This window comes from Psychrobacillus sp. PGGUH221 (assembly GCF_042055255.1).
In the GTDB taxonomy this organism is placed as follows: Bacteria; Bacillota; Bacilli; order Bacillales_A; family Planococcaceae; genus Psychrobacillus.
Genome location: NZ_JAQMHQ010000002.1, coordinates 200,599 through 213,084, shown reverse-complemented (window position 1 = coordinate 213,084; position 12,486 = coordinate 200,599). Strand labels below are relative to the sequence as shown.

The window sequence follows — 12,486 nt, the reverse complement described above, 5'->3', positions numbered from 1 at the left end:
AGTATTTTTTATGGGGGTGAAAAATGCTTCAACAGTATATTAAAGGGTTTATTGAAGAACAAAAAATTCCAGGTGCAGTCATTCATGTGCAACGAGATATGGATGTTCTTTTGAAGCAAAGTTACGGCAATTTTACAGCAAAAGATGGCAGTACTCAGCCAATTACGCAACAAACAATTTTCGATATAGCATCTTTAACGAAAGTAATAGCGACCTTACCATCAGCATTATTATTACTAGCAAGAGGAGAAATTGCATTAGATGATTCTGTGCAAAAGTTTTTACCTAAATTTCTTCATGAAACAGTAACGATTAAGAACCTACTACAGCACAATAGCGGTCTGCAAGCAGATTTATCACCACCAGTGCAAAGGGATGAAGTAAGAAATATATTGGAAGAAATATATCAATTGAAATTAAGTTATAAGACAGGCGAAACCATTGTTTATAGCGATCTAGGAATGATTTTACTAGGCAAAATCATTGAAGAGGTGTCAGGTAAATCTTTAAATAGTTTTGCTGATAATGAAATTTTTATACCATGGGAGATGCGTCATACTACGTTCAATCCTTCAAAGAACCTTTTACATAATATTGCATCTACTGAATTGGTTAAGGGTCAATATGTGCAAGGTGAGGTACACGATGAAAAGGCATTTTTGTTAAAAGGTGTTTCAGGGAGTGCAGGTCTGTTTTCATGTGTAGAGGACTTAGTAAAGTATGCGCAATACTGGTTAGGCATCTCAAAACAATCGATCATACCATCGGAATGGATGGATTTATGTCATTCTCATTTATGTCAGCATAGAGGCCTGGGCTTCGAAGTTTGGACTGGGAAGGATACGGTACCACCCTGCGGAAGGAGGTGGACGGTCGGCTCTTTTGGTCATACAGGTTTTACAGGGACAAGTATTTGGTTGGATCCAAAGAGGAAGTTATTTGTAGTACTACTAACAAATGCAGTGCATTATGGAAGACACTTTCACGTGAAAGAGTTTAGACAAGGGGTTCACGAGTTGGTTTATGATATATACATTTCAAATTAAAAGGGGCGTATTAAAAATGAAAAAATCAAATAAGTACCTGTTTCTGTTTATGTTTGTCATGTTATTTACGTTGATTTTAGCTGCTTGTTCTGACGATAGTGAAGATACTTCAACAAATAGTAATGCTAGTGATAGTAAAGATAATGGCGAAGTAAGTGAAGCTACAGAAAAAGTAAAGTTAACAATAGGTAGCTGGCGTACAGAAGATGTAGCGAAATACGAAAAAGTTATCGCTTTGTTCAACGAAACAAATCCTGATATCCAAGTTGAATTTAGCCCAACTAAAAATACGGAATACAACACAGTTTTAAATACAGCATTGCAAGCGGGAGAAGGTCCTGATATTTTCCATCTACGTCCGTATGCAGCAGGATTAAAGCTAGCTGCAGCTGGGTTTGTTGAGCCGATTACAGACCTAAAGGGATTAGATCAATTTTCAGATGACTATTTAGCAGCTTCTCGAGGAGAAGATGGGAAGCAATACGGTGTTCCATTAAACATTAGTTCAACACAATTTTTCTATAATAAAAAAATATTTGCTGACCAAGGTCTTGAAGTGCCAACAACTTGGGATGAATTTATCGAAGTAAATGAAAAATTATTAGCAGCGGGTATTACTCCAATTGCGATGGGAACTAAAGAGAGCTGGTTACTATCTTTAACACATGGCATTGTAGGACCAGGTGTAGTGGATGGAAATGCTTTCGCAGATAAACTTGTTACTGGTGAAAGAGACTTTACAGATCCAGCATTTGTTGAATCAATTGAAGTAATGAATGATTTGAAAAAATATTTCCCTGCTAACTCAGAAGGATTAGGTATGGAAGATATTCGTACATTATTTGCTATGGAGCAGGCAGCAATGTTCCCACTTGGAAGCTGGGAAATCCCAGTTGTTAATGAACTGAATGCAGATTTAGATTACGGCTTTTTCCCAATGCCTTCAAAAACTGGCAATCAAACAGTGACAACTTGGGTTGATGGATCATTTGCGATAAATGCGAACTCTAAAAACAAGGAAGCTGCAAAAACATTTTTAGAATTTTTAACAACAAAAGAGTTTGGAGAATTATTTGTAGAAGAGTTCAAAATGATTAGTGCGCTTCCTGGTATAACTTCAAATGACGAACTTCTTAGTGAGTTAAGTAAAGCAGTGGAAACAAATTCAACGCCATATTATTGGGTAATTAACTTTGTAAGTGGAGATCCGACAACGAAAACAGTATTAGAAACGGAATTACAAGGAATGTATTTAGGAGAAGTAACGCCAGCGGAAGTAGCTCAAAAAGTGCAGGAAAATGCAGAAATTTCATTTGAGCCTTTTAAAAAATAAGAAAAGCGCAAGGCGCCTGTCAGTGGAATACAGTCTAAATTAGCGACATCGTGGTGTTCCTGCGCAGAGCTCGTCGCAAAATAAGAGAACATTTCGCAATGACTGCATGACCCACTTCGTGTGGGCCTCCGACAAGCGAATGGGAAGGTTCGTAGTCCAACTAGTTGGATTCAGAAGATTCCCCATTCGACCTTGAGGGGTTGGTGCCTAGAGTCTGGACAAAAAATGAGTAGAAAAGTTTATCATTTCTTATTCTCAAAAAAGGAGGCTGTGGATGATGACTATGACTGTACAAACAGCTTCAACAAAGAAGGAAAGAAAAAAGGGAAAACGGTGGACTATCCACCTTTTCCCAATACCTGCACTAATTATTTATGGTTTATTCGTGCTCTATCCTATATTAGCTGCATTATCTTATAGCTTTTATTCTTTCAATGGTTTTTCACGAGAGTCATTTGTTGGTTTTAACAATTTCGTTACATTATTTACGACAGAGCCCTATGGTTCTATGTTTTTGAATGCGTTTAAGAATAATATACTGTATTTTGTCCTACAAATGATTGTTATGAATGGCTTAGCGTTTTTACTTGCATTTATTATTTATAAAAAAGTAAAAGGTGCTGAGTTTTTCAAGATTGCCTTTTTTTTACCGCGTTTATTATCCGTAATTGTTGTAGGTTTTTTATGGAAGCTTATTTTAAATCCAAACTTCGGCACATTGAACATGTTGCTAGGTAAGCTAGGATTAGAGGAATTACAACGAGCGTGGCTTGGAGACCCAAACACAGCGCTAGTCTCTATTATTCTAGTAAATTGCTGGTTTGGATTAGGGTTCGGGGTATTAATCTTTTTAGCAGGTTTTCAAAGTATTCCGGGTGAACTAGTGGAGGCTGCTAAATTAGATGGAGCAAAAGGAATGACGATGCTTCGGAAAATTTATTTACCGTTAATGGTACCTTCCATTTTGATCATGACAGTATTAACATTTATTCAATCTTTTGAGGCATTTGAGCTCGTATATGCAATGCAAGGGTCAATGGGAGAACCGTATTTTTCTACGGACACGCTAGCTGTATTCTTTTATCGCTTAGCATTTGGTAGTTCCACATCTGGAAGCTCGGATGCGATAGGGCTAGGTTCTGCTTTAGCAACTGTGTTATTTTTCTTCATATTAGTATGTACAATGGTATTCTTGAAATTTATGAATAAAAAAGAAGTACAAATGTAAGGGTGAGTAGTATGAAGAACAGTTCGATATGGTCGAAGCCATTTTATTATGTTGTTGTGTTTGCTGTCGCAACAATTAGTTTGTACCCGATTTTTTTAATGTTTTTATCTTCGTTTAAAACGAGTGCTGAAATTTTCAAGAATCCATTAGGATTGCCAACGAGTTTTAGCTTAGATACATATAGAACATTATTGAGTAAAATACCGTTTGATCAATACTTTATCAATAGTGTAATTGTTAGTGTAACTTCTGTTGTACTCGTTGTTCTCTTTTGCTCGCTAGCAGCATTTTATATTGCACGCTTTAAGTTTAGCTGGAATAATGCTATTTTCTTTTTATTTTTATTAGGAATGATGATTCCAATAAAATTAGGCATTGTGCCACTCTTCATTTTAATGCGAGATTTAGGTCTGATTAATTCACTTTGGTCCCTTATTTTTATGAATATCGCTACAGGTACACCCCTAACAATGCTTATTCTAACTGGCTTCTTTAAAACAATGCCTATGGAGCTAGAGGAAGCCGCAAGAATGGACGGGGCAGGAAACTTACGCGTGCTTTGGAATGTGCTTCTTCCATTAATGCGTCCAGCATTGGGTACAGTGATAATTGTAAACTTTATTTCCGCATGGAATGATTTTTTCTTCCCCTTAATTTTTATTACTGAAAAGGCGAAGATGACAATTCCAGTTGGAATGTTATCCCTGTTTGGTGAGCACTCAGCAGATTGGGGTTCCCTATTCGCAGGCTTAACATTAGCTTCACTACCGATGATGATTCTATTCTTAGTTGCATCGAAACAATTTATGGAAGGGCTGACAGCCGGTGCACTTAAGTGAGGAATACTTTATCGGTGTAGATGGAGGGGGAACTAAGACAGTCTGTGTTATTGGAGATAACTCTGGTCGAATAATTAGCAAGATTGTAGGTAAGGGTTCCAATATTAAATCTACGAAGCCTGAAAAGGTACGTATTCAAATTTTGGAGCTTCTAAATATTTTATTAAAGCAGTCAGGTATACAAAAGGAACAGGTTTCTGCAATATATATTGGAACTGCAGGTGGGGACAGAGAAGAAGATAAACGAACATGGATTGACTGGATGAGCATATATTTTCAATCACATCCGTGTCGTATTCAAATTACGAATGATGCTGTGCCTGCCCTTGTAAGTGGCTCATTTAGTTTGAATGGGCTTGTAGTTATTGCGGGCACAGGATCGATTGCTTATTTAGTACAAGATGATGGAGCGCGTACTACACGTTCGGGGGGCTGGGGCTATTTATTTGGTGATGAAGGAAGCGGTTATCATATTGGTAATGAAGCACTTCGCTATGTAACAAGGTATATTGATAAACATGGCAATTTTTCGCAAGATGAACTGTTAACGCAGGCTGTTTTGCGACATTTTAAGCTACAAAATTCATCTGAAATTATTACCGCCGTGTATGATCATGATAACCCACGTACAGCTATTGCATCATTAGCAAAGCCTGTAATAGAACTAGCAGAGCAAAAGTATGGACCAGCTAATGATATTGTTCAACATGCGATTACGTCGTTAGTTGAGCTTCTTTCTACCATACTAGAGCGGGAGCAGGAAGCTAAAGGATTGCCGATTGTACTAAGTGGTGGCTTATTTTTAAATGATATGTTTTGTGGTTCATTTGTAGAGGCTATGCGAAAGTTTGATAATGAATTATATGTACCTTCATTACCACCAGTGATTGGCTCGTATATCAATGCATTGCTTAGCGTAGGCATCCCACTCACGCCTAAACTGAAAAGAGAAGTTATTGAGTCATGGAAACAGCTATGATGAACATAACCATGAAAGGTATGACGTAAATGAATGGATTGGAAAAACTAGCAACGGAAAGATCCAACCCGAAAACGAGTAAATTAGATAGCATGTCCGTGAAGGAAATTATTAAAACGATGAATGAAGAAGATCAAACAGTTGCAATTGCAGTTGCAAAGGTTTTGCCACAAATTGAGGATGCTATTCACATTGTGTATGATAAACTCTCAAAAGGTGGTAGATTGTTTTATGTAGGAGCAGGAACGAGCGGTCGAATTGGGCTCCTAGATGCTGTAGAGTGCCCACCTACATTTAGTACTTCTCCACAAATGGTACAGGCAGTATTGGCCGGTGGTTTAAGTGCTGTCATGGTTGCTGTTGAAGGAGCAGAGGACGATAAGGAGCTTGGAGAAAATGATTTAATACAAAAAAAAATTACTTCAAGTGATGTTGTTATTGGAATTGCTGCTAGTGGTAGAACACCTTATGTAGCGGGTGCACTATCTTATGCTCAATCAATCGGGGCTAAAACAATCAGTTTAACAAGCAATGTGCAAGCAGCTATCAGTCGATTTGCGAATGTAGCGATAGAGGTAGAGACTGGTCCAGAGATATTAACCGGCTCTACACGTTTAAAGGCTGCAACAGCACATAAAATGATTTTAAACATGATTTCTACAGCTACAATGATTCAACTTGGCAAGGTGTACCAAAATTTAATGGTCGATGTGAACGCTAGTAATTTTAAGTTGAAAGAACGTGCAAAAAGAATTGTTTGTGAAGCAACAAATGTAACGAATGAAGAGGCAGAGAAAGCGTTAGCTGAAACGCAATTTAATGTAAAGCAAGCGATTGTAATGCTTTTAACTGAATTCACAGCCGATGAAGTAGCTGTATTATTGGATAAGACAGATGGAAAAGTTCGGGCTGCAATCGGAGAAATAAAGCATTAATATGGGGTGAATAGTTATTAACTATTCACTTTTTTCAATAAATCAAGTAATAAATGAGGGTGTGAATATGACACAAAAGGTAAATGCAGGATTAGCTATACTAGAAGAAATGCTGAATCGACTACCACGCTCAGAGCGAAAAATTGCCGAATATATTTTAAAATATCCGAAAGAGTCTATTAATTTTACAGCAGTAGAGTTAGGTAAAAAAAGTGGCACGAGCAGTGCAGCTGTTATACGGCTTTGCAAATCAATCCAAGTTAATAGCTTTCAGGATTTAAAGCTTAGAATTGCTGGCGATTTACAGCACGAGCGCAAAGATGTGCGTGATATTGAGCCGAATGAATCGTTTGAAACGATGGTTGAAAAAATCACAGTTCAAAGTATAAGGTCGTTGAGAGAAACTACAAATATGCTAGATATGGAACAGCTATCGAACGCTGTAAAAGCTATTTTACAGGCAAATCATATCTATTTTTTTGGAGTAGGAGCATCGGGCATTGCTGCAATGGATGCACAGCAAAAATTTATGCGTATTCATAAACAATGTTCTTTTTATCCAGATGTACATTTAGCTGCAACTGCAGTTGCAAATGCATCGGAGAATGATTTAATATTTGGTATTTCATTTTCAGGTGAAACACATGAAGTATCAAAGATTTTAGAAATCGGAATAGAAGCAGGCGCTAAAACAATTAGTCTAACACGGTATGGCAATTGTCTTGTGGCAGATTTAGCCGAAATTAATTTATATACAGCCAGCTCATTAGAACCTGCTTTTCGAAGTGGGGCAACATCTTCAAGACTTGCACAGCTACATGTAATCGATATTCTGTTTATGTGTGTTGCCACGAGTACTTTTGAACAAACAATAGGTTACTTAGATGCAACAAGAATGGCGATAGACACGTTGCATCAAAAAGTGCCGAAAAGAAAAACTGCTAATGAGCAGGAACTAAATGAATAAATACTTATTATGGTAGAGAAATCCATATGAGCAGCTTAAGCCGAAAAATTCGATGCTGAAATTGAGTGTCTTGGTATTGTTGCCCCAACTTACAGGGAAATCAAAGCTATTGAAGATTTGAGAGAATGATTAATAAACGAAACCGCTTAGAGCAAGTAGAACTTGTTTTAAGGGGTTCTTTGGAGTTATAACGTTGATTTCATGCCATTTACCCTTCGAGAACAAATGCTTAGATTTCAAAAGATATGAGATATGTTGGAATGTAGTCCGTAACCAAAGTGGAGCGGACTTTTTTATGTTCAAAAAATCATAGATATAGTCGTAAAGTTTGCACTTTTAATAGGTGGATGAAAACTTTTTTGATGTATTATATTACTATCTGAAATTTCAATCAAGGGGGAAGGTTGCAATGAGCTGGGAGCAAGATATGATTAATAATTTAAATGAAGGCATCATGATGGTGGATACCACTTTAATGATAACCTTTGCAAATAAAGCTGTAGATTCGATTGGGCTAAATCATCAAAAAATAATAGGTAAAAATGTACTTGAAGTGTTTCCAAATTTAAATGAGCGTAAAAGTACTTTTTTTAGAGTAATTAAGACAGGTAAGGAAATTGTTAATAACCAACAATCCTTTGTAACGTATAGAGGAGAAAGAAAAACAACGTTGACTTCAACATTTCCAATAATAAAAGAAGGAAATGTCGTAGGTGCATATGAGATTTTTCAAGATTTTTCAGCAGTGCAAAATCTAAATGAACAAATAATGAAACTACAAACAGAAAACATTGATCAAAAAGAAAAAGTAAATCATAGACTAAATAACTTTGACGAGAAGTTTCCAGACTTTATAGGAGAAGATGAATCAATCTTAAAATTAAAAAACCAAATAGATTTACTAGCAAGTTCACCTTCTCCTATCTTAATCTATGGAGAAACTGGAACAGGAAAAGAGGTAGTTGTTCAAAACATACACCGTGCAAGTGCTAAGAATATTCCTTTAATCACGCAAAACTGTGCTGCTATTCCGGATAACTTACTAGAATCTTATTTATTTGGTACAGTCAGAGGCGCTTATACGGGTGCAGTAGATAATAAAGGTCTTTTTGAAGTGGCAAATGGAGGGATATTATTTTTAGATGAGATCAATTCTTTATCTAAAAATCTACAAGCAAAATTACTTCGTGTCATTCAGGACCAAAAGGTGAGAAGAGTCGGTGGTACTGAGGAAGTCTCTGTTAATGTAAGAATTATTTCAGCAACTAATGTACATCCAAGAGAATTACTCAGTAATAAGGAATTTAGGGAAGATCTCTATTATCGTTTATGTGTTTTAAATATAGAGTTACCACCTCTCCGAAAGAGAAAAAAAGATATCCCGATTCTAATCCAACATTTTATCGATTACTACAATGAAAAGTTTGAGAAAAATATTAATAAAATATCAGATGATGCTATTGAGTACTTAACAAACTATTCATGGCCTGGGAATATTAGAGAATTAAAAAATATGATTGAAAGGCTTATGAATGTTGTTCAATCACATTGCATTGAAAAGTCGGATATACAATTGACGGATTTTCTTCAGGTATTCCCTCTTCCAGAAGAAATTAAAGTGGTGGAATGGCAACAACAAAAATTAAACTTTAAAGAAGAAATCGAGAAAAAAGAAAAGGAAATTATAAAAGAAGCTCTCAAAAACGCAGGGGGGAACATTTCTAAAACAGCTAGAGATTTAGATATTCCACAACAAACATTAAGTAATAAAGTGAAGAAATATAAGCTAGAAACATATATTTATAAATTAAAATTACTCAAATATGAGTAATTACTCAAATCAATAGAATAGGATTGAGTAATATATATTTTTAAAAGCTGAAAAAAAAATAATTTCAGCTTTTTTTTGTAGAAACAAAATTTAAAATCCTAGTTAGTGATTCTAACGACTATTTAATAAAACTTTCAATTACATATTAACTTTTTTGTAATTGTTTTATTTTTGGCATGTATCTTGCATTAATAAAATCAAACACAGAAAAGGGAGCGATTTAATTGTCAAAATATGAATACTCAATCTTACCTGAATATGCACCATTGTATCCTAAATTACCATACCGCTATGAGGAATATGAAAAAGTAAGTGTATATTGTCGTGGAGACAAAGAGAAAATGCAAAAACTTTTGCCAAAAGAGTTCACTGTTACAGATGATGTATTTGAAGTATTTATACTTAAAAACAACAAAATTGATGGATTGGAAAACTACAATGAAGGCGGATTAATTATTCCTTGTTCGTACAAAGACCTTAGTGGAGCATGTATGTCCTTCGAATATGTAGATTCAGATGATGCACTTTGTGCAGGAAGAGAGATTTGGGGTTACCCGAAAAAAATTGGAGAAATCGAGTTTAATGTAGAAGGGAATAAGGTTTCAGGAAGTGTTAGTAGAAAAGGGAAAAAGATTATCGATATAGCTTTTGAGGAAACAGGAGAAGAGTTTAATCAACCAGATTTATTTCCAAGACTTCAAGTGAAAAGAATGCCGCATGTTGAACATGATGGTACACACTTAAATACAATTTTGAAAAATGAATTTTATGATGCTGTAACTAAAAATAAGGTAACTGGAAAAGCGACACTTAACTGGGAATATTCATCAGATGATCCACTTGCAACATTAGGGGATGTGGAAGTAGTAGGAGCAATCTATTTTGTTGGTGGTTATACACTTTCTTATGGAACAGTAATTGACGAACTTTAAGAATAAATTAGATGGGGTGAAAAAAGTGGAGAATGCAGGGTTAGTTTGGTTTTTGTATGTTATCGTTCCTGCCTTAGGGTTTGTTGCAACGTATATTCTAGCAGAGCGCGCTGAGAAAAAAGGTGATGCAAAATGATGCTAGCCGTTTTTGGAATTTATTTATTAGCGGTTTTTGTAATAGGTATATTGGCTGAAAGACGTATGAGTAAGAGTGAAGAAGGATATTTCCTAGGAGATAGAAATTTCGGACCTTGGGCAACTGCTATTAGTGCAGGTGCTACCGATACAAGTGGGTGGATCTTTATAGGAGCTGCTGGATATGCTTACACAGCAGGTATTTCGACAATGTGGATGCTTCCAGGTTTTATTGTTGGTTATTTAATTAACTGGTTTGCTGTCGCTCCACGACTTAGAAAAGAAGGAGAAGAGCTTGGTGCGTTAAGTTTAGTTGATTACTTTAGCTTAAAGTTGAAGGATCGTACGAATATGATCAAAATTGTCGCAAGTGTTATCGTCATCATTTTCTTTACAGCATATTTAGCGTCCCAATTGACAGCTGCGGGGAAAGCATTGCATTCTATTATTGATTTCGACTATAGTTTGGGATTAATTTTGTCTGCGGTTTTTGTATTAGGTTACTCAGTTTTTGGAGGATACAATTCTGCAGTATTAACGGATCTCTTTCAAGGATTATTAATGCTCGGCGTTCTATTATTATTTCCAGCGTATATGATATTTTTTGAATTTGGAGGACCAGTTGAGTTCTTTAAGATTCTCTATGCACTTGATCCAGTTTTACTTTCATATGCGGGTGGAGCAACAGGAGCGACTGCTTTCGGGCTTATTGTAGGTTTAATAGGATTTGGTTTAGGAGAGCCAGGACAACCACATATTGTTCAACGGTTTTTATCAGCAAAAGACGATAAAACGGTTAGACAAGCTTCTTTAATCGCAATGTTTTGGGTAGTTGTTGTAATGATGGGCTCAAACTTACTTGGACTAATTGGTAGAATTTTATTACCTGGTTTAGCAGATCCAGAATATGTTTTTCCAACATTAGTGGGAGACACTATACATCCAATTATTGCTGGTATTATTATAGGTGCTATTTTCGCTGCTATTCAATCAACGTTTTCTTCCCAATTAATGACTGTAACCCAATCGTTTGCAAGTGATTTACTAAAAGCAATCACAAAGAAAACTTACTCCAATGAACAGATGATTAAAATTAGTAGAATCACCATGCTTGTATTCGGTGTAATTGCGACGGGAATTGCTTTAATGGAAATACAAGCAGTATTTAATCTTGTGCTTTATGCGTGGGCAGGATTAGCTGCAAGTTTTGGAACAGTTTTACTATTAGTGTTATACACGGATGTTGTAACTAAATGGGGAGCTATCTGGGGAATGATTACAGGTACTGTTGTTACAATTATATGGATCAATACTGCATGGGTCACTTATATATATGAGCTTATTCCTGCAGCATTAGCATCATTTATAGTTATTTTAGTTGTGAGTAAATTTACGAAAGAAAAAGAAATAGCATAAGGGGGCGAACAATATGTCAACAAAATCATATAATACACCAGCTCATGCACCAATGTTTCCGGACCCATTCGTCCCTTATGAAAGCAAGGATTATGTATCTTTATATGCAGTAGTAGAAGTTAATGAAGAAGAGTTACGTCGTATAATTTCTTTTACTCCATATGAATACGTGAGTAATAAAGCAATTATTTCTATTACAGATTTTAGCAAATGTAATAAAGTATCATATATGGATACTGCTATAGTGATTCCTGTTAAGTATGAAGGGAGAGAAGGTGGTTATTACATCTATGAATATGAAAATAATGACGCAGCAATTGCAGCTGGAAGAGAACTTTGGGGATATCCAAAAAAATATGCAAGTATAACATTAACAGAAGATAATGGAATGTTTATTGGGAAAGTAATGAAAAATGGTCAAATGTTCATAGAGTTAACAGGACAGAAAACTGAAGATCTTCTACCAGTTGATGAGCCTAAAACTTCACCACATTTGCTAATAAAAACAATTGCACATCCAAGTGGAGAGACATCCATTCGTCAAATAATAGAGAGAGATACAAATCCAGATTTTGTATTAAAAGAAAAACTACAAGTAGATGTGAAGGTTCATATTCAATCTACAGAAAGAGAACCATTGGATTTATTAAAACCAGTAAAAATTCTTGGAGGGGGATTAATAAAAGGCGACTTCTATGCGACAGAGGAAAATGGTTGGGGAAAAATAATCGCTGAATTTAAATAAGTCAGGAGGGTTTCCGGGTGACAAACGGTAACCTCCTAAAGGATTGTTATTATAAAAATAACCCCAACCATTAACTATGGTTGGGGTTAAAAGCTTATAT

At 35.8% G+C, this 12,486-nt stretch carries 11 protein-coding genes; all 11 read left to right on the top strand.

Annotation, left to right across the window (positions count from 1 at the left end; all coding sequences use genetic code 11):
- Window positions 1-23 precede the first annotated feature (23 nt).
- The 11 genes from PGC35_RS04990 to PGC35_RS04940 all read left to right on the top strand — a co-directional run bounded on the left by PGC35_RS04990 (window position 24) and on the right by PGC35_RS04940 (window position 12,386).
- Window positions 24-1,046: a serine hydrolase domain-containing protein gene (locus tag PGC35_RS04990; protein ID WP_375218393.1), complete on the top strand. Its 1,023-nt coding sequence runs from the start codon at window positions 24-26 to the stop codon at window positions 1,044-1,046.
- A gap of 16 nt (window positions 1,047-1,062) precedes the next feature.
- On the top strand, window positions 1,063-2,379 hold the full coding sequence (locus PGC35_RS04985; RefSeq protein ID WP_375218392.1) for an ABC transporter substrate-binding protein: 1,317 nt from the start codon (window positions 1,063-1,065) through the stop codon (window positions 2,377-2,379).
- Window positions 2,380-2,662: 283 nt separating this feature from the next.
- On the top strand, window positions 2,663-3,607 hold the full coding sequence (locus PGC35_RS04980; RefSeq protein ID WP_053592231.1) for a carbohydrate ABC transporter permease: 945 nt from the start codon (window positions 2,663-2,665) through the stop codon (window positions 3,605-3,607).
- Between the two features lie 11 nt (window positions 3,608-3,618).
- Complete coding sequence (locus PGC35_RS04975) at window positions 3,619-4,446, top strand: carbohydrate ABC transporter permease (protein ID WP_053590893.1); 828 nt, start codon at window positions 3,619-3,621, stop codon at window positions 4,444-4,446.
- Complete coding sequence (locus tag PGC35_RS04970) at window positions 4,433-5,425, top strand: N-acetylglucosamine kinase (protein ID WP_375218391.1); 993 nt, start codon at window positions 4,433-4,435, stop codon at window positions 5,423-5,425. The genes PGC35_RS04975 and PGC35_RS04970 overlap by 14 nt, the downstream gene beginning before the upstream one ends.
- 29 nt (window positions 5,426-5,454) lie before the next feature.
- On the top strand, window positions 5,455-6,360 hold the full coding sequence (murQ, locus tag PGC35_RS04965; protein ID WP_375218390.1) for an N-acetylmuramic acid 6-phosphate etherase: 906 nt from the start codon (window positions 5,455-5,457) through the stop codon (window positions 6,358-6,360).
- Window positions 6,361-6,427: 67 nt separating this feature from the next.
- Window positions 6,428-7,327 (top strand): MurR/RpiR family transcriptional regulator, encoded by a 900-nt coding sequence (locus PGC35_RS04960; protein WP_056828798.1) that lies wholly within the window; start codon window positions 6,428-6,430, stop codon window positions 7,325-7,327.
- 409 nt (window positions 7,328-7,736) lie between these two features.
- Window positions 7,737-9,158, top strand: coding sequence for a sigma-54 interaction domain-containing protein (locus tag PGC35_RS04955; protein ID WP_375218389.1), 1,422 nt, complete (start codon window positions 7,737-7,739; stop codon window positions 9,156-9,158).
- 224 nt (window positions 9,159-9,382) lie between these two features.
- Window positions 9,383-10,090 carry an acetoacetate decarboxylase family protein gene (locus PGC35_RS04950; RefSeq protein ID WP_375218388.1) on the top strand — a complete coding sequence of 236 codons (708 nt, stop codon included), beginning with the start codon at window positions 9,383-9,385 and terminating at the stop codon, window positions 10,088-10,090.
- A gap of 132 nt (window positions 10,091-10,222) precedes the next feature.
- The gene (locus tag PGC35_RS04945; protein ID WP_375218387.1) at window positions 10,223-11,641 is read left to right on the top strand and encodes a sodium/proline symporter; all 1,419 of its coding nucleotides are present in this window, start codon (window positions 10,223-10,225) and stop codon (window positions 11,639-11,641) included.
- A gap of 13 nt (window positions 11,642-11,654) precedes the next feature.
- The gene (locus PGC35_RS04940) at window positions 11,655-12,386 is read left to right on the top strand and encodes an acetoacetate decarboxylase family protein (RefSeq protein WP_375218386.1); all 732 of its coding nucleotides are present in this window, start codon (window positions 11,655-11,657) and stop codon (window positions 12,384-12,386) included.
- Window positions 12,387-12,486: the final 100 nt, after the last annotated feature.

Bases quoted from the DNA above. Each gene is read 5' to 3' on its own strand.
- PGC35_RS04990 (WP_375218393.1), top strand. From the start codon at position 24: ATGCTTCAACAGTATATTAAAGGGTTTATTGAAGAACAAAAAATTCCA.
- PGC35_RS04985 (WP_375218392.1), top strand. From the start codon at position 1,063: ATGAAAAAATCAAATAAGTACCTGTTTCTGTTTATGTTTGTCATGTTA.
- PGC35_RS04980 (WP_053592231.1), top strand. From the start codon at position 2,663: ATGACTGTACAAACAGCTTCAACAAAGAAGGAAAGAAAAAAGGGAAAA.
- PGC35_RS04975 (WP_053590893.1), top strand. From the start codon at position 3,619: ATGAAGAACAGTTCGATATGGTCGAAGCCATTTTATTATGTTGTTGTG.
- murQ (WP_375218390.1), top strand. From the start codon at position 5,455: ATGAATGGATTGGAAAAACTAGCAACGGAAAGATCCAACCCGAAAACG.
- PGC35_RS04960 (WP_056828798.1), top strand. From the start codon at position 6,428: ATGACACAAAAGGTAAATGCAGGATTAGCTATACTAGAAGAAATGCTG.
- PGC35_RS04955 (WP_375218389.1), top strand. From the start codon at position 7,737: ATGAGCTGGGAGCAAGATATGATTAATAATTTAAATGAAGGCATCATG.
- PGC35_RS04945 (WP_375218387.1), top strand. From the start codon at position 10,223: ATGATGCTAGCCGTTTTTGGAATTTATTTATTAGCGGTTTTTGTAATA.
- PGC35_RS04940 (WP_375218386.1), top strand. From the start codon at position 11,655: ATGTCAACAAAATCATATAATACACCAGCTCATGCACCAATGTTTCCG.